13 protein-coding genes and 1 pseudogene are annotated in these 18,147 nt (G+C 55.2%); 4 read left to right on the forward strand and 10 right to left on the reverse strand.

Going from position 1 to position 18,147, the window contains the following annotated elements; genetic code table 11:
- Positions 1 to 31: 31 nt before the first annotated feature.
- The 3 genes and pseudogenes from asnS (at position 32) to HII27_RS03410 (ending at position 4,522) form a co-directional block, all read left to right on the forward strand.
- On the forward strand, positions 32 to 1,432 hold the full coding sequence (asnS, locus tag HII27_RS03400) for an asparagine--tRNA ligase (RefSeq protein WP_185666551.1): 1,401 nt from the start codon (positions 32 to 34) through the stop codon (positions 1,430 to 1,432).
- Positions 1,433 to 2,040: 608 nt separating this feature from the next.
- A pseudogene (locus HII27_RS03405) lies at positions 2,041 to 3,147 on the forward strand (porin).
- Positions 3,148 to 3,331: 184 nt separating this feature from the next.
- Positions 3,332 to 4,522 (forward strand): amino acid aminotransferase, encoded by a 1,191-nt coding sequence (locus tag HII27_RS03410; RefSeq protein ID WP_185666552.1) that lies wholly within the window; start codon positions 3,332 to 3,334, stop codon positions 4,520 to 4,522.
- 81 nt (positions 4,523 to 4,603) lie between these two features.
- Here the strand turns inward: HII27_RS03410 and HII27_RS03415 are convergent, their stop codons facing one another.
- The 7 genes from HII27_RS03415 to cmoM form a co-directional block, all read right to left on the reverse strand.
- Positions 4,604 to 5,251, reverse strand: coding sequence for an MBL fold metallo-hydrolase (locus HII27_RS03415; protein ID WP_123651307.1), 648 nt, complete (start codon positions 5,249 to 5,251; stop codon positions 4,604 to 4,606).
- Between the two features lie 65 nt (positions 5,252 to 5,316).
- On the reverse strand, positions 5,317 to 5,868 hold the full coding sequence (locus HII27_RS03420) for a YcbK family protein (RefSeq protein ID WP_185666553.1): 552 nt from the start codon (positions 5,866 to 5,868) through the stop codon (positions 5,317 to 5,319).
- A gap of 184 nt (positions 5,869 to 6,052) precedes the next feature.
- Positions 6,053 to 7,837, reverse strand: a complete 1,785-nt coding sequence (ldtD, locus tag HII27_RS03425) for a L,D-transpeptidase (RefSeq protein ID WP_185666554.1) — start codon at positions 7,835 to 7,837, stop codon at positions 6,053 to 6,055.
- Positions 7,838 to 8,061: 224 nt separating this feature from the next.
- Positions 8,062 to 12,510, reverse strand: coding sequence for a chromosome partition protein MukB (gene mukB / locus HII27_RS03430; RefSeq protein ID WP_185666555.1), 4,449 nt, complete (start codon positions 12,508 to 12,510; stop codon positions 8,062 to 8,064).
- On the reverse strand, positions 12,510 to 13,214 hold the full coding sequence (gene mukE / locus HII27_RS03435; protein WP_185666556.1) for a chromosome partition protein MukE: 705 nt from the start codon (positions 13,212 to 13,214) through the stop codon (positions 12,510 to 12,512). The genes mukB and mukE overlap by 1 nt, the downstream gene beginning before the upstream one ends.
- Positions 13,195 to 14,517, reverse strand: a complete 1,323-nt coding sequence (gene mukF / locus HII27_RS03440) for a chromosome partition protein MukF (RefSeq protein ID WP_035892424.1) — start codon at positions 14,515 to 14,517, stop codon at positions 13,195 to 13,197. The genes mukE and mukF overlap by 20 nt, the downstream gene beginning before the upstream one ends.
- Positions 14,510 to 15,304, reverse strand: a complete 795-nt coding sequence (cmoM, locus tag HII27_RS03445; RefSeq protein ID WP_185666557.1) for a tRNA uridine 5-oxyacetic acid(34) methyltransferase CmoM — start codon at positions 15,302 to 15,304, stop codon at positions 14,510 to 14,512. The genes mukF and cmoM overlap by 8 nt, the downstream gene beginning before the upstream one ends.
- Before the next feature lie 124 nt (positions 15,305 to 15,428).
- Between cmoM and elyC the strand changes: the two genes are divergently transcribed.
- Positions 15,429 to 16,208, forward strand: a complete 780-nt coding sequence (elyC, locus tag HII27_RS03450) for an envelope biogenesis factor ElyC (RefSeq protein WP_185666558.1) — start codon at positions 15,429 to 15,431, stop codon at positions 16,206 to 16,208.
- Here elyC and HII27_RS03455 read toward each other — a convergent pair.
- From HII27_RS03455 to ycaR, 3 genes are all read right to left on the reverse strand, one after another.
- Positions 16,185 to 17,078: a YcbJ family phosphotransferase gene (locus HII27_RS03455; protein ID WP_185666559.1), complete on the reverse strand. Its 894-nt coding sequence runs from the start codon at positions 17,076 to 17,078 to the stop codon at positions 16,185 to 16,187. The genes elyC and HII27_RS03455 overlap by 24 nt on opposite strands.
- A gap of 139 nt (positions 17,079 to 17,217) precedes the next feature.
- Positions 17,218 to 17,964, reverse strand: coding sequence for a 3-deoxy-manno-octulosonate cytidylyltransferase (kdsB, locus tag HII27_RS03460; protein WP_185666560.1), 747 nt, complete (start codon positions 17,962 to 17,964; stop codon positions 17,218 to 17,220).
- Positions 17,961 to 18,143: a protein YcaR gene (gene ycaR, locus HII27_RS03465; RefSeq protein ID WP_185666561.1), complete on the reverse strand. Its 183-nt coding sequence runs from the start codon at positions 18,141 to 18,143 to the stop codon at positions 17,961 to 17,963. Before ycaR ends, kdsB begins: the two co-directional genes overlap by 4 nt.
- Between the last annotated feature and the right edge of the window lie 4 nt (positions 18,144 to 18,147).

An 18,147-nucleotide genomic window follows, 5' to 3' on the forward strand; every position in this document is an offset into this window, starting at 1 on the left:
TTTTTATTGGACTACGAATAGAGAGACTATTATGAGCGTTGTGCCTGTAGCCGACGTACTCCAGGGCCGCGTAGCCGTTGACAGCGAAGTCACCGTGCGCGGCTGGGTACGTACCCGCCGAGATTCAAAAGCTGGCTTTTCCTTCCTCGCCGTCTATGACGGTTCCTGCTTTGATCCTGTACAGGCCGTTATTAATAATTCTCTGCCCAATTACAATCAGGAAGTGCTGCGTCTGACCACCGGCTGCTCCGTGATTGTCACCGGCAAGATCGTCGCCTCTCAGGGTCAGGGCCAGAGTTTTGAAATTCAGGCTTCCAGCATTGAAGTGACCGGCTGGGTTGAAGATCCCGACACCTACCCGATGGCGGCAAAACGCCACAGCATCGAGTATCTGCGTGAAGTGGCGCACATGCGTCCACGTACCAATCTGATTGGTGCGGTTGCACGCGTACGTCATACGCTGGCACAGGCGCTGCATCGTTTCTTCGACGAGCAGGGTTTCTTCTGGGTTTCTACCCCGCTGATTACTGCTTCCGATACCGAAGGTGCTGGTGAAATGTTCCGCGTTTCCACGCTGGATATGGAAAACCTGCCGCGCAACGATCAGGGCAAAGTCGATTACGACAAAGATTTCTTCGGCAAAGAAGCCTTCCTGACCGTTTCCGGCCAGCTGAACGGCGAAACCTACGCCTGTGCGCTGTCGAAAATCTACACCTTCGGCCCAACCTTCCGCGCTGAAAACTCCAACACCAGCCGCCACCTGGCGGAGTTCTGGATGCTGGAACCAGAAGTAGCGTTTGCCGATCTGGAAGATAACGCCCGTCTGGCAGAAGCGATGCTGAAGTACGTCTTCAAAGCCGTGCTGACCGAACGTGCGGACGACATGAAGTTCTTCGCTGAGCGCGTAGATAAAGATGCTATCGATCGTCTGGAACGTTTCGTGACCGCTGATTTCGCACAGGTCGATTACACCGATGCCGTTACCATCCTGGAAAACTGCGGCAAGCAGTTCGAAAACCCAGTTTACTGGGGCGTGGATCTCTCTTCTGAACACGAACGCTACCTGGCCGAAGAACACTTCAAAGCGCCGGTCGTTGTGAAAAACTATCCGAAAGAGATCAAGGCGTTCTATATGCGTCTTAACGAAGACGGTAAAACCGTTGCCGCAATGGACGTTCTGGCGCCGGGCATTGGTGAAATCATCGGCGGCTCTCAGCGTGAAGAGCGTCTGGACGTTCTGGATGCGCGTATGGCGGAAATGGGTCTTAATAAAGAAGACTACTGGTGGTATCGCGATCTGCGTCGTTACGGCACCGTGCCACATTCCGGTTTTGGTCTGGGCTTCGAACGTCTGATCGCTTACGTTACCGGCGTGCAAAACGTCCGTGACGTGATCCCGTTCCCAAGAACACCACGTAACGCTACCTTCTAAGTTTATCGCTTCTTCAAGGCCAGCCTCAGCGCTGGCCTTTTTTTGGCCGCCAGCGTAAAGAAATCTTTATTTAATTTAACAAACTTAAACATCAACCCCCTCCCCTCCGACCTTTGTTACAGCACATTTCGCCGCAATAATTAAGTACAAAAAATAAGCACAATATGTTTACGGATCAGATTTCACTACTGCCTTAGCATATTTTTTGAACAAACACACGGCTATCCGGATGGCTGAAAAAGGTCATAGATAAAAGTTTGTCTCTTGGACATTAGCGATAAGAAAAGGCGTTATACAAATAAAAGATAAGAAATTCATATTGATAGATAAGTGGTCGTTCAATTAACCCGCACCTATCTCAGAATTTTGAGATAGTTCACAAAGTTCCTTAAAATTAACACAATGTTACACATTATTTCTTTTGGTTACGCATTCTTGATGTTTGTAGCATTTTCAGAGTGGCTAAAGCGCGTTTGGAATGGAAAGATGCCTCTCAGACACATAAAGACACCAAACTATCATCAATAGTTCCGTAAATTTTTATTGACGGAGGTAATTGGCGGCAGTGGCGAGTGTCTATAAAAAAAACCTAATGAGGGTAATAAATAATGATGAAGCGTAATATCCTGGCAGTGGTAATCCCTGCCCTGCTGGTAGCTGGCGCAGCAAACGCGGCCGAAATCTATAACAAAGACGGCAACAAGCTGGATCTGTACGGTAAAGTGAACGCAGAGCGTGACTTCACCACCAGCGGTGACACCAGCAACTCTGATGGCACCTATGCTCAGCTGGGCTTCAAAGGTGAAACTCAGATCAACGACCAACTGGTTGGTTTTGGTCAGTGGGAATACCGCTTCATGGCGGACAACGCTGAAAGCACCCCAGCTTCCAACAAAAACCGTCTGGCCTTCGCTGGTCTGAAAGCAGGCGACGCTGGCAGCATCAGCTATGGCCGTAACTACGGTATCGTGTACGACGTAGCGTCTTAAACCGATATGGCACCATCCTTCTCCGGTATGACCTGGGGCGGCGGCCACGTTGACAACTACATGACCAGCCGTGGTACCGGTCTGCTGACCTACCGCAACAGCGATTTCTTCGGTCTGGTTGACGGCCTGAGCATGGGTATTCAGTACCAGGGCAAAAACGACCGTACCGACGTTGAGACTTCTAACGGTGAAGGCGTTGGTTACTCTCTGGGCTATGATTTCGGCGAAGGTTTCGGCCTGATCGGTTCTTACAGCAACTCTGGCCGTACTGGTCACCAGAAACTGCAGGACGATGTGGGCGACAAAGCTGAAGCATGGGGTATCGGTGCTAAATACGACGCAAACAACGTCTACCTGGCAACCACCTATGCTGAAACCCGCAACATGACCCGTACCGGTCCTAAAGGTCTGGACGGCGCGGCTAACAAAACTCAGAACTTCGAAATCGTTGCTCAGTACCAGTTCGACTTCGGCCTGCGTCCAGCAATCTCCTACGTTCAGACCAAAGGTAAAGACCTGGCGCCTGAAGGCACCTTCGCTGGTGGCGATGCAGACCTGGCTAAGTTCATCCAGTTGGGTGCAACTTACTACTTCAACAAAAACTTCAACGTAGCCGTCGACTACTACTTCAACCTGTTGAACAAAAACGACGCTTACACCAAAGAAGTTGGCGGTATCAACGGCAACGACGACATGATGGCACTGATGGCAACTTATCAGTTCTAATCAGCATACCCTCCTCGTTATATGCCTATAAAGCAGGACTTCGGTCCTGCTTTTTTACGTTCCTAAGATGAAGATCGTAACTTTTGAAAACCTTCGCGCTTTTAGTCTCTAACGGTTGGCATTTTGTAAATCTGCCGTTAACCTGATAGCGGATTTCCCCCGAACTAATAAATGGAACCTCGTCATGTTTGAGAACATTACAGCCGCCCCTGCCGACCCAATTCTGGGCCTGGCCGATCTGTTTCGCGCCGACGACCGCCCGGGTAAAATCAATCTCGGGATTGGTGTATATAAAGATGAAACCGGTAAGACTCCGGTTCTGACCAGCGTAAAAAAAGCTGAACAGTATCTGCTGGAAAATGAGACCACCAAAAACTATCTCGGCATTGATGGTATTCCTGAATTCGGTCGCTGCACGCAGGAACTGCTGTTTGGCAAAGGTAGCCCTATCGTTAGCGATAAGCGTGCTCGCACCGCGCAAACTCCTGGCGGCACCGGCGCTCTGCGCGTCGCGGCGGACTTCCTTGCTAAAAACACCGACGTGAAGCGCGTTTGGGTCAGCAATCCAAGCTGGCCGAACCACAAAAGCGTCTTTGGTGCTGCGGGCCTCGAAGTACGTGAATACAACTACTACAGCGCTGAAAAGCACGCGCTGGACTTCGACGCGCTGCTGGCGAGCCTGAACGACGCCCAGTCGGGTGACGTGGTGCTGTTCCACGGCTGCTGCCATAACCCAACCGGCATTGACCCTACGCTTGAGCAGTGGCAACAGCTGGCACAGCTTTCCGTTGAGAAAGGCTGGCTGCCGCTGTTTGACTTCGCGTACCAGGGCTTCGCCCGCGGTCTGGAAGAAGATGCGGAAGGCCTGCGTGCCTTTGCTGCGCTGCACAAAGAGCTGATTGTGGCGAGCTCCTTCTCCAAAAACTTTGGCCTCTACAACGAGCGTGTGGGTGCCTGTACGCTGGTGACCGCCGACGCCGATACCGCCGACCGCGCCTTCAGCCAGATGAAAGCCGTTATCCGCGCCAACTACTCTAACCCACCGGCACACGGTGCATCTGTCGTAGCAACTATCCTTAGCAACGACGCTCTGCGTGCTATCTGGGAACAAGAGCTGACCGATATGCGTCAGCGCATCCAGCGCATGCGTCTGCTGTTTGTGAATACGCTACAGGAAAAAGGGGCTAACCGTGACTTCAGCTTTATCACCAAACAGAACGGTATGTTCTCCTTCAGCGGCCTGACCAAAGAACAGGTTCTACGTCTGCGTGAAGAGTTTGGCGTTTATGCCGTGGCCTCCGGTCGCATTAACGTTGCCGGGATGACCCCAGACAACATGGCGCCGCTGTGCGAAGCTATCGTCGCCGTGCTGTAATATGCGAGTGGCCCGGACGAGGTGTGTAGCGCCGACTCCGGGTGGACATAAAAAAGGCCGCATCAGCGGCCTTTTTTGTTTTTACCAGACGGGAAGTTCATCCTGCAGGAACGGGTTATGCTGACGTTCATAGCCAATCGTCGACATCGGCCCATGCCCGGCAATAAACTTCACGTCGTCACCCAGCGGCAGCAGCTTGCGCTTGATAGCGTCAATCAGCTGCGCGTGGTCACCGCGCGGGAAATCACTGCGCCCTACGCCGCCTTTAAACAGCACGTCGCCGGAAATCAGCAACCGCGCATCATTATCAAAGAAAACCACATGACCCGGCGTGTGCCCTGGGCAGTGCAGCACCTGCAGCTTCACGTTGCCCACGCTGACGGTATCGCCTTCATTTAGCCAGCGATCCGGCGTCAGCGGCTGGCAGTCATCCAGACCAAACATCCGGCTTTGTGCCGGCAGGCCCTGCAACCAGAACTCGTCTTCTTTTTCCGGCCCAATCACCGGCACACCGTAGTGCTGTGCCAGTTCCGCCGCCGCACCCACATGATCAAGATGACCATGGGTCAGCAAAATTTGCTGCAACGTCACGCCAGCCTCGGCAACCTTCTGTTTAATGGTCTCAGCATCACCACCTGGATCGACCAGCGCCGCCAGTTTAGTTTGCTCACACCAGATCAACGAACAGTTCTGCGCGAACGCAGTGACCGGAATAATACGATAATTCATGCTGCTCCTGTTTATACTCAGCACCGTTCAGATACATCAGCGCATCTGAACTGTCGGGCGTAGAGTTACCAGTGCCGAACCGGACCGGTATCAATATGCACAAAGTTGCTACGTGGGTAATATCCTACACCACCTGCGCGCATAGATAACGCTGCTTTGCGTATATTACTTAGTGAAATACCTTCAATATGGAAATCCATTGCCTGACCTTTCGTGTGATAGCTCTTTTTCGCTACCCCACTGCTGTGCGCTCGCAGCTCATTATTGGTATCGAGGGAACGATACCCGGAGATTAATTGCACAGGCTTATTTGTTCCTAATAATCCCTGAAGGCGATAGAGCTGATCAAACAAAGAAGGATCGATGCTCTTTATTTTATTCGCGCGATAGTCACGGAAAAAATGGTTTAGTTTTGCTAATTCATCCTGAATATAGCCTCGGCCGTCAAAAAACTCGGCTTTTAGCAACTCGCCCGTATGTAGATTACTCAACGTTAAAATACGTGGACGAGGGGTCGAGAGGGTCGCAAGTGCAGGCGTGGGTAAGATGGCGGCAGCGCCAAGCGCAACCCCACCTAACGCCAGCAGTTTGCGGCGATTAGCGTCAAATTTGTCCATGATAATCAGGTCTACAGTCAGTAAATGTGATCGAAATATATGCACTTCTGGCGCACGTATTGCACCTTACCGGGCATCAAAGCCAGCGTCAAGGCGGCCTGTAGCGCAGAATCACCAGCCCCAGGCGTTCGGGACTGGTATCTACGCTTTTTATTCGACCACTACATTACCTGAACTACTTCATTTATCTGATTAATTGTTCCGCTTTTGGCAGAATTTGTGCGCCGGATCGCGCCGTGACATCGTAATTGTAAATATCTGTTCGATATTGTGTCTGACCATCAGCGCCAACAAAGGCGGTCAGATAATAGAGATTAACCGGAATATTCTGCCGGATATTAACGTATCTCGTATTACCTTCCTTCAGCGCATCAGATATACGCGCGTCATTCCAGCCTGCATCCTGTAACAGCATATTTGCTAAATCAGAGGCTTTATTTACCCGCACGCATCCCGAACTTAATGCCCGCGCATCTTTCTGGAACAGATTATGGTTAGGCGTATCATGCAGATAAATTGCGTCTGAGCTTGGCATATTAAACTTATAGCGGCCCAATGAGTTATGGTCGCCCGGCGCCTGCTGGAAACGGAACGGCAAATTCGACGGCGTGATCGTTGACCAGTCCACGCGCCACGGATCGATGGTTTCTTTACTGTTCCACCCACGCAGCACGGTATAATTGTGGCGCTCCAGATACCCTGGATCATTACGCAGTTTTGGCAGAATATCGTTGCGCGCCAGCGTCGGCGGTACGTTCCACGGCGGGTTAACCACCACGTTATTCAGCGCGCTGCTCATCATCGGCGTTTTACGATCCGGACGCCCCACAATTACGCGTGAGGCCAGCGCTTCGCTGCCATTGAGGTAGTAGACCAGCGAATACGCCGGAATGTTGACCATAATTCCGGTCGAGACTTTCCCCGGCAGCAGGCGCAGTCGTTGAATATTCAGCGCCAGCACGCCCGCACGTTCTGCGGAAGAGACATTCAGCCAATCGCGCGTTGAAGCACCGATCACCCCATCAGCCCCTAAGCCCTGCGCCGCCTGGAAACGCTTAACTGCATCGACCAATTGACGATCGTAGGCCGCAGGCGCGCTTTTCGCTGCTTTTTTTGTTTTGCCGACGTTATCCCCCGGTAGCGGGATCGCCGGACTGGTATCCAGCACGCCGTTACGCTGCAGAATTTCACGCAGCGCGGGCACGTCGCTACTCCATTGTCCCGGTCGTAGCGCCGTCGTGGAGGTCAGTTTCGGCCACGGGCGGGTATCCCCCACCAGCGCCAGCAGCGCCTGATGCATCGCCGCATACTGCGGATGCTTCGGCGCCAGCGCAGTAATAAACGGCACCAGAGAGCCGTTATCCAACGCCATTTGCCATTTATTCATCACCGACAGCGGTGGCGTCGCCAGGGTATAAGGTTTATCGCTGTACAGCCAACGGTTGCCCTGAACCGGAATACCGCTAATAAAGTGCAGATAGCCCATCAGCGCATCGGAGAGCACAACGTCGCGAGCCATGCCGCTGACGTTAGGATTCGTGAGCAGTTCAACCCATTGGGTAAACTGCGGCTGGAAACCGGCAATGGCCACTTCCGCCAGTTGCTGCTGGAAGGCGCGAACCGCCTCGCGGTTCTCCCACATCGGTTTCATCTCGCGGGCAGCGTAGAGCGTCACCAGCGGGTTCATATAGACGGGTTGATAACCGGCAGGCAGTAGCGACTGGATCTCAGTACGGCTTTTCGCCGCCGCGCCATCTGCTAGTGGCTTAGTGCCGACAAGGTTTGCCATCACGGGCGATTGCGCGCCCGGCTGGAGCAGCACCGGAGAAGGTTCTGCAGGCAGTGCGCTACTGTCAGACGGCACCAGTTCTGGCTCGCCCGCAGCAGCGGTAAACAGTGGAGCAAACGTCATTGCCAGACACAAACTTACCGCTGACAACCGACGACCATTTTCTTTTTTCAGCAACATCCCTTGCCCCCTGTTAAATATACAAAGACCCGTAACGTGGCCTCACCTTCAGTATATAAAGACAAAAACTATTTTGCCCGGTGAAATGTAAAGAAGTCTAAAGATAATAACGCGCTATAGGCTAAATACGGATAACAAAAAAGGCGACATAAATGTCGCCTCAGGTTCTGTTTTTCGGATTAAACGCCATTTACCGGGCGCGCTGTGCTCACCCGGGCGACATGCTACGACGCGTCGGCGGTGCCTGGCAGCGTTTCCGGCAGCTGGGCGGCAAAGCCGCGCAGGCCCACCACGTGAACGTGTTCGTGGTTATTCACCACTTTACGTACCAGCTTGTAGGTGGTGCCTTTCTCTGGGCTGATATTTTCCGGTGCCGCGATAATCAGCTGCATCTCCAGACGTTCGCAGAGCTCGAACAGCGTGGCGATAGAGCGGGCATCCAGACGCGCCGCTTCATCGAGGAACAGCAGACGGCACGGAGACAGGTCTTTACCACGCAGACGCCGCGCTTCATCTTCCCAGCTCTGTACCACCATCACCAGAATCGACATCCCGGTACCGATAGCCTCACCGGTCGACAGCGCACCGGATTCCGCACGCAGCCAGCCGTCGGAACCACGGTTAACCTCAACTTCCATCTCCAGATAGCTGCGGTAGTCGAGCAGCTCTTCACCGATGGTCTGCGGCGTACGCTGACCCATGTCGATTTGCGGATTCAGGCGCTGATACAGCTTCGCCAGCGCTTCCGAGAAGGTGAGGCGATTGCTGTTGAACAGATCCTGATGCTGTTCGTGCTGTTCAGAGAGCACGTCCAGCAGCGTCGAGTGGGTCTCGCGCACGTTGACGTTCAGACGCACGCTGTTGACCTGACCAAACGACACGCTCTGCAGGCCCTGGTTCAGCTGGCGAATACGGTTCTGCTCGCGCTGAATGGTCTTGCGGATAATGTTCGCGACGCTTCGGGAGCTGATCGCCAGCTTCTGTTCGCGGTTGGTCAGTTCTTCCGTCAGGCGGCTCAGTTCGATTTCCATCTGTTCGATGGCTTCAACCGGGTCGTCGGTGCGGATGATATCCTGGCGAATACGCTCGCGCAGGTGCTGATAAACGGCGACGAAGAACTGGATCTTACGTTCCGGACGTTTCGGGTCTTCCGACATGCGCAGCACATCGCGCAGGTGTTCGTTATCCGCGACGGCCAGACGCAGCGCACCCAGCGCCTTATCCGACATGGAGCGCAGATCGTCGGCGGAGAGATAGGCCAGCTCGCGGCGGTGCAGACGACGTTCAACGTTGTTGTCTTTCACCAGACGCATCACCGCACACCAGCCCGCTTTCGCACTCACCACCTGTTCGCGCATTTCGAGGTAATCACGTTCCAGCTTGCGCAGCTTACGGGTCAGGTTATCCATCTCTGCTTCGCAGAAGGTCAACGCTTTTTCCAGCTGATTGCGGCGCGCACGGTTGTTGCTCAACTGCGCGTGCAGTTCGTCGCGACGAATACGCGCGCGCTCTTCGGCACCCGCATCGGCGCGCACACCAATATCTTTCAGCTCTTTATACAGATCGTTGAGCAGCTCTTTTTTGGTGTCATAGGAGCTTTTCAGCGACGCCAGCACCTGGCTGTACTGACTGACCTGTGCGGCGTGAGTACGCAGCGCTTCACGGGCGCGGCTACGCTCGCTTTCCGCCTGCGCCAGACGTTCGCGCAGTTTTTCGTTCAGATCGCTGTTGCCGGAGAGCATCTCCGCCGAGTCAGAGTAGCCGAAGTGCGCACGACGCTGCACCACTTCCGTCAGGGCAAACGCCTGCTGACGCGCTTCGCGCTGCACCTGCTGTGACCAGGCATAATCTTCTTTCAGCTGTTCAAACTGCTCCGGGTCGTTCTGCAGAACAGCAACGATCGGCTCCAGTTTGGCCAGCTGGTTGCCGTGCTGCTGAATGAAGCGCGCGGCTTCCTGAGCTTCGTCCAGACGCTCCTGGATTTCCTCCACGCGGTCGACCAGCGTCTCGTCAGCCAACAGGCTCAGACGTGGCAGCAGGCGGTTAAGCTGGGCAACGCCCTCTTTCGCCTGTTCATACTGCGCCTGCTGCTGTTGGTTGTCGCTTTCGTGGCTGCTGAGCGCACGTTCCAGTTCATTGCGACGGGTGTTCAGTTTGCGGATTTCCGCTTCCGGATCGTCCTCAAACGCGACCGACAGGTGGCTGCCGATAAAGCGACTGAACGCCTGATGCAAACGCTGGGTTTTCTGTACGTCGAACGACAGGGTCGCAAAACGTTCGGACAGCCCTTCACGCTCGGCGTGCAGGCTCTCAATGCGGCTTTCTCGTGCAGCACGGCCAAACAGCGGTAGCGATGGGAAGCGGGAGTAACGCCACTGGCGGTCGGAGGTTTTTACCACCACCGCTTTTTCCAGCTCATCGACGTTGAACACGCTGTCATCGAAGGACTGCGGATCCCCTTCAATCAGATAGAGATCTTCCGGGCAATCATCCAACCCTTCCAGATACTCGGCGATCTGCGACAGATCCGGCACCACAATGGCGTGGCGAGACGGCCCGTACAGCGCGGAGAAGTACGGCGCATCATCAAGGCTGACATCATCATAGATTTCGGACAGCAGCACGCCGCCAAAACGTTCCGCCAGCGCATTCAGGCGCGGGTCTTCGGAACCGCCCGGCTGGCTAAGACGTTCAATTTCGTCATCCACCGCACGTTTACGCGCGCCAACTTCGTCACGTTCCACGATGGCTTCGCGTTCGCGTTCCAGCAGTTGTTGCAGGTATTCGGTCACATCCTGGCTGGACTCAAACTGCTCGCCGCTCTGTTCACACAGCTGGTTTAAGCTGTTTTGCGCTGCCAGCCAAACCGGCGCACGGTGCATCAGCGCGGAGATGCGTGATTGCAGCTGTTCTTGCTCCTGGCGCAGCGCCATGCGCTGTTCGCGCGCATCGGTTACGCAGTCGCTCAGCGCGGCAATACGCGCTTCCAGCTCGTGATGCAGCTTTTCGAGTTCGTCAATGCCGTACTGTTTGCCCTGGCGCTTACAGAAGTCAGCCAGCAGACGTTCAGCTTCCTGCTGCTCGCGCAGACGCTGTTCCAGTTCGTTCAGACGGCTGCGCAGCGGTTGCGCCTGCTCCGCCAGGTGGCGCTGGTTAACGCCGTCGCGCAGCAGTTCACGCGCCACTTCCCAGGCTTCATTACGTGCCAGCGGCCCGTTAATAGCTTCAACAATCTGGAATGCCTGTTCAAACTGGCTGTGCGCGGTCTGTGAAACGCTCATTTTCTGTTCGAGCGTCAGCAGTTTTTCCGTCGCTTCCTGCTCTTTGGCCTGGAAGGTTTCCAGCCACTCATCTGCACTGTCCGGCGTTAAGTCCGGCAGATGACACAGGGCTTTTGCACGCTCCAGCGCTTGCAGCGCCTGAGTGTACTGAATAGCGCGTGTCTGCTGAACGTCCAGCGCCTGCTGGTAGTCAGCGAGCTGGCTTTTCAGCTCATCCACTTCCAGTTCGGCGGCTTCGGCACGCGCTTCATTCTCTTCCTGCTGCTCGGCGGCTTCGGCGACCACTTCGTTCTGCTCTTCCAGACGAATTTGCAGCTCATCTAAGTCCGCTTCGTAGCGTTCAATTTTTTCCTGCTGACGCAGAGCGGTCTGCACCAGGTTCAGATGGTCGCTGGCGGCCTGGTGATCGGCTTCCAGATCCCCTTCTGCCCCGTTGTGCTCCTGTAGCTCACGGGCCATATCGACGTGCTTGTACTGCTCGGCCGCCAGCTGGGAGCGGGAGGTGAACAGTTCGCGGCGATATTCCAGCGCCTTATCGAGGTGTACACGACGTTCGTTGGCGTGGCGCATGTAGTCTGCTGCCACGTAGTCAGTCGCTTCAGAAATCAGGTGCTTAAACAGGTCGCGGTCAGATTGGGTAACGCGAATCGCTTCCAGCGTCATACGGTTTTCGCGCAGCGCCGCTTCCATATCCTGGAAGGCTTTACGTACACCGCTGTTTTCCGGCAGCAGGTAGTCACGCAGCGAGCGGGTAATGGCGCTGGAGATACCGCCGTACAGCGACGCTTCAATCAGACGGTAGAATTTACTACGGTCGGACGCAGAGCGCAGACGGCGTGCGACGATGCCCAGATCGAACATCAGCGCATGGTAGTCGGTAATCGAGTTGAACTGCTTGAACTGCACGCCTTCGATAGTATCGAGCTTGTCTTTCAGCTCCTGCAGGCTCAGCACGCGTGCCTGACGTTCGTTCATCGTTTCAGTCAGCAGCTGCGTTGGCTGGATGGAGGTCGGCAGACCCTGAATAGCAAACGGTTTGATATCGACTTTGCGGTCGCGCCCGGCAACCTGCTGCAGACGTACGCCTACGACCACGCGCTGGTGACGTGAGTTCATGACGTCCAGCACGGAGTAACACACGCCAGCTTTCAGCTTACCGTGCAGGCCTTTATCGCGAGAACCACTGGTGGCCCCGGCTTCCGTGGTGTTACGGAAGTGCAGCAGGGTTAAGTCTGGGATCAGCGCCGTGACGAAGGCTGCCATGGTGGTTGATTTACCGGCACCGTTACCGCCCGAGAGCGTGGTCACCAGTTCATCTAAATCGAAGGTACGGGCAAAGAACCCGTTCCAGTTAATCAGCGTTAGCGAACGAAATTTACCGCGATCGATCATTACTCTTCCTCCCCGCTATCCTGCTGATTGTCGTCGTTCTCGTCATTGAGCTGCAGATGGTTTTCGATAGCCATCGCTTCGCCATCGCGGATCATGCGCAGCTGCGCTTCCCGCGCGTCATCGCCGGAGCGAACGTCAGCACCGAAGCGGAACACCGATTCGGTAATGCGGAATTTACTGCTGTCGTGACCCATAAACCACACCATCCCAAGACGGCGCAGGCGGTTGAGCGAGGAACGCACTTTCTCCTGCAGCTTCTGACGGTCGAGGTCAGAACCCGTGGAGCGGTTGTTGACCAGCTTCAGCAGTTTGGCTTCGTCGGCCAATGCCAGCAGTTCGTCATACAGTTCCTGCTGGGTGAAGATACCTTCGTTCGCCAGACGCTCCGGGCTGAGGTAGAGGTAGCAAAGGATTTTGCCAACCATCATGTCCAGTTCGGATAAAACCGAGCGCGGAATCAGCGTGGTGGAACGCGGGCGCAGGTAGAAGAACCCTTCCGGCGCGCGGATAAGCTCCACGTTGTAGCGAGCATAAAACTCTTCCAGATACTCCTGGAAATCCATCAAAAAGGCGTGGTTGTCCAGTTCATCCAGACCGATGTGACGACCAGCGCGCAGCGCGCTATCCAGCGCAGGGAAAAGGGGGTTGGCCAGGGCCTGTGCCAGTTTAACCGGCATCACTTGTTCAATATTTGTCGATGACATGCGCCTGTACCTTGGCTCCGTAATCATTAATCGACTGCCATTTAGCCGGCAGTCCGGTGAAATCGGCTTGCGCCACGCCCAAACGTACCGCCTGGTCTACCACGATCCTCGCCACGTCGAAATGACGCGCACGCGGGTACTGCACCAGGTACTCTTTCACCACCAGACCGAGGTCCAGCGGCAGCTGTTTGGTTCGATAAATAGCCAACTGTTCTTCAATTAGCGCGGCGAGCTGTTCGCGAATTTCGTTAAATTCTTCGTACTCTAAATCCGGCGGAAGTTCCCCGGTGACCTCTTCATCACGCAGCGTCATCTCTTCGTCACGCATATCCAGCAGACGGTCGGCGCTGGCGTAGGTGAGCGCCCACGGCGCGTCGAAGTAAGATTGCACCGACTGGCGCAGGCGCTGAGCAAAGACGCGGTTTTTATCCATGTCGATAGCGGTACGGATAAATTTATGCACGTGGCGGTCGTAGCCAATCCACAGGTCAATCGCCTGCTGGCCCCAGCTCACGATGCGGTCAAGCTTGCTTTGCAGATCGAACACCAGCCGATCGACGAAGTGCAGGTCGTTATGACTCAGCGTCGCATCCTGAATGCGCAGCAGGTTAGCCTGCAGCTTATCGCCCGCGGCATCCAGCGTATCCTGCAGTTCACGCAGGGTGCCGGACGTTTCAGAGAGCAGCAGTTCACAGCTGGAGATTGCCGCGCGCCAGTCTTTATTCAGCAACTGCGCGATGTCATCTTTCACCGACTGCTGCTGTTCGTCCATGATGCGCTGCGTCAGATCGATACTGTCAAAAATCTCCGCCACCGAGTACTTCAGCGGCGCGTAAACGTTACGGTGCCAGTGGAATTCATCGCCGCCCTCGTCGGCAGAATCCGCCGCGCGCTTCAATTCGCTGGCGACAATCGACAGCTGCATGGAGAGGCGCAGGGTAGAGAATTCACGCTGGCGAATATAGTAGTCGGTAATGCCAATCCCCAGCGGGGTCAGACGATAGATGGCGTTCCCTTCCGTGATTTCGCTGGTAAAGCGGTTCAGCAGACGTTGGCGAACCAGGTCGTTAATCGCGTTATTGGCGCGAGTGCCGATGGTTTCACTGGTTTGCTCAAACGCATCACTGACGTGACGGAACGCATCCACCAGCTCGCCTTCCGTCATTTCACCTTCCAGTCGCTCACCGTTCAGCGTTGCAATAGCCAGCAAAAATGAGAGCCTATCGACAGGTAGCGAAATGGCGAAATCATTTTTCCTGGCCCAGGCAACCAGTTCGGGGACTGTCTGGGAAAATTCACTCATCGTTTATCCTTGTTTCTGTCTGCGGCTTCAGCGCGGTGACATGAATATAGCGCCCCAGGCTAATATAGGGTTCCTGGCGGCAATAGCGCGTTTCGAGCTCCAGCAAAATGTCAAAGCTGTTCTTTTGCATCTGCTTATCGCGCAGGTAATCATGAAACACCCGCACGCCGGTTTTCCCGTTAATGTGCCAGCCCATCTCTTCCAGCCAGCCATAGACCAGCTGCGGGTCGCGCGGGTAGTTCGGCGACAGCGTGCGTCTTTTCTTTTTCGGCATGCCCAACGCCACATAATCGAAGTTGCCGACCACCATGTTACGCATCAACAGACCGTTTGCATTGTAGAACATTAATGATAATGCGCCGCCCGGACGCAGCACCGACCACAGCGTTTTGAGCACGTCCTGCGGTTCGGCCACCCACTCCAGCACAGCGTGAAACAATATCAGATCAACCGGGCTTTCCAAATGCTCCGCCACGTCCTGGACCGCGCATTGTACGAAATGCATGTTGTGGCTCACACCTTTCTCGCTGGCGGCCTGAGTTGCCCGTTCGATCATTTCAGCGGAAAGATCGCACAGCGTTACATGGTGCCCGCGCTCCGCCATTTTGATGGCCGTCTGGCCTTCGCCGCCACCAGCATCCAGGATACGCAGCGGCTGCGGCCCCATTCTCGCCAGCAGGGCGTCGAGATCTTGCCACAGAATAGCCTGGCGCAGCTGTCCCTTCGTGGTGCCGTATATATTGCGGGAAAACTTATCCGCAATGTCATCGAAATTGCGATCCTTCACAGGACATCCTCACATCGCCAGTGGCAAAGGGGCTATTTTGTCACACCCACGGCGATAATGAAGCTATCTGGTGTAATATCGCTGCATTCATACAGTCGGATGGTTAAAAAAGGTACGGTATCGGATGCTTTTTACGCTGAAAAAGTATATCGGCGGCATGATGCTGCCGCTGCCCCTGCTTCTATTGTTGATAGGTTTGGGAATAATCCTGGTCTGGTTCACCCGCTTTCAAAAATTGGGTAAAGCCGGGATTACCCTGGGATGGTTAGCACTATTGCTGCTCAGTCTACAGCCCGTAGCCGATGGGCTACTTAAGCCGATTGAGGATAAATATCCCACCTGGCACGGCCAACAGCCGGTGCAGTATGTGGTTGTGCTCGGCGGTGGCTACACCTGGAATCCAGAATGGGCACCAAGCTCGAACCTGATTAATAACAGCCTACCGCGGCTGACGGAAGGCATGCGCCTGTGGCAGGCTAATCCGGGTTCGAAAATGATCTTTACCGGTGCACGGGCCAAAACCAATACGGTGAGTACCGCAGAGGCAGGAGCGCGAGTGGCTGAAAGTCTGGGCGTGCCGCGCAGTGAGATTATCGTGCTGGATACGCCGAAAGATACCGAAGAAGAAGCTAGCGCCGTGAAGGCCGCGATCGGCGACGCCCCCTTCCTGCTGGTCACCTCCGCCTCGCATCTGCCGCGCGCGATGATCTTCTTCCAGCACGCCGGGTTACACCCGTTGCCTGCCCCGGCCAATCAACTAGCCATTACGTCGCCACTCAACCCATGGGAGCGCGCGATCCCTTCCCCGGTCTGGCTGATGCACAGTGACCGGGTCGGATATGAAACGCTGGGGAGAGTCTGGCAGTGGCTGAAAGGGGATTCAGGCGAGCCAGGGGCGCAGTGACGTTGCAGCAAGGTCAAAGTTGGCGCGATTGAATTTGCCGGTATTGACCAGCTTCTCAACTTCATCCCATAGCAGATAGAGCCAGCGCCGCCAGAGAAACGCTTCCGCCACCGGCGCGCGCTGGAGATAGTGCCAGAGCAGCTGTTCCGCCTGCCCGCTTTCGTGCAGACGGAACAGTTCATACTCCCGCGGTGCCCAGAGAATCGCCCCCGGCCCCACCATCGCCAGCAGTTGGTCGCTACGTGAGTCTTTTAGCATGCTGCGCAGGGTCAGATGCCCGTGCACCAGCACGCAGTTATCGCTAAAACCCTCAAACAGCGCGTCCAGACACTCGCGAGTACGGAACAGTAGCCGTTTATCCTGCATGGTCAGGCCGGTATTCTGGTAGAGATTGAGCGTCCCCCACAGCACCTCAATGCGCTGGCGATACCAGTGCGGCCAGCTATTTTCCTGCGTGCCGTCAACAAAGCCCACGCTGCCCGAACTGTCTACCCGATGCCACGCCAGCAGCGCTTCAACAATTTGATCTTTCAACGCTTCCCAACGCTGTGGGTTGCGGGTTGGCGCCTCCACCGGCACGCCGCGCAGGCGCTCAAGCAGCAGCACGTCCGGCCCCGGATGCTCTTCATGAGTCATCACCCCGTACACCACCGGCATGCGTACGGTACCGCTGCGTGCCAGCATGGAGATTTTCCACGCCAGTTGACGCGCCACGCCCGGCGATAAAAAGCTCCGCGCCACCAGCGGCATCGGATTTCCTTCGGCATCATAAAGCGACCACAGCGCGGTATCCGTCTGCTCGTTGATACATTCCACGCGGCTGAGCGATTCGCCCAGCAGGTGGCTGAGTTCTGCACGTAGCTGTTCCATGTCGATTACCCCTATAAAAGCCATTGCTTTCATAATGAGCATATGAAAAGTGAATTTCACCAGACAAGATCAAAATTGCAACAGAAAGTCAGGAAATACTCAGGCGAGAATAGCCCCCCGCGATGGAGGGGCGGGAGGATTACTTCAGCTCGGCGCGAACGCGCTCCAGGTCTTCTGGCGTATCAACGCCCGTTCCCGGTACTTCTTTCGCCACGGCAACGTGAATTTTTTCGCCGTACCACAGCACGCGCAGCTGTTCGAGCATCTCAATGTGCTCCAGCGGGCTCGGTGCCCAGTTCACGTAGCGGCGAATAAACCCGGCGCGGTAGCCGTAGATACCAATATGGCGCAGCAGCGTGTCGCCAATTTCCTCACGGCTTTTGGCAAAACGATCGCGATCCCACGGGATGGTGGCGCGGGAGAAGTAAAGCGCATAGCCGTCCTTGTCCATCACCACCTTCACCGCATTCGGGTTGAAGGCTTCTTCGGCGTCATGAATCGGTACCGCCAGGGTTGCCATGCCGGAATGGCTGGCCGCCAGATTTTCCGCCACCTGACGGATAATCACCGCTGGGATCATCGGTTCGTCGCCCTGGACGTTAACGATAACGGTGTCATCGCTGAAGCCGCATTTCTCGACCACTTCCGCCAAACGTTCGGTTCCGGACTGATGATCGGCACGGGTCATGCAGACTTCACCGCCCGCCGCTTCCACGGCTTTTGCCACTTCGGCATGATCGGTCGCCACGATGATGCGATCGGCCCCGGATTCGCGTGCGCGTTCCAGTACGTGCACAATCATCGGCTTACCGTTGATATCCTGTAACGGTTTACCCGGCAGGCGCGTAGAGGCGAAACGAGCCGGAATAATCACGACAAAGCTCATGGGCGATTCTCTTCAGCAGCTAAAGCGCGGGCTTCGTTTTCCAGCAATACGGGGATACCGTCACGCAGGGGAAACGCCAGATTATCAAGTTTGCAAATCAGTTCTTGCTTGTCCTGGCTATAGTAGAGTTTGCCGTTGCAAACCGGGCAGGCAATAATTTCAAGTAGACGGTGATCCATGGTT

Origin of the sequence: Kluyvera sichuanensis (assembly GCF_014218705.1) — a bacterium.
Lineage (GTDB): Bacteria > Pseudomonadota > Gammaproteobacteria > Enterobacterales > Enterobacteriaceae > Kluyvera > Kluyvera sichuanensis.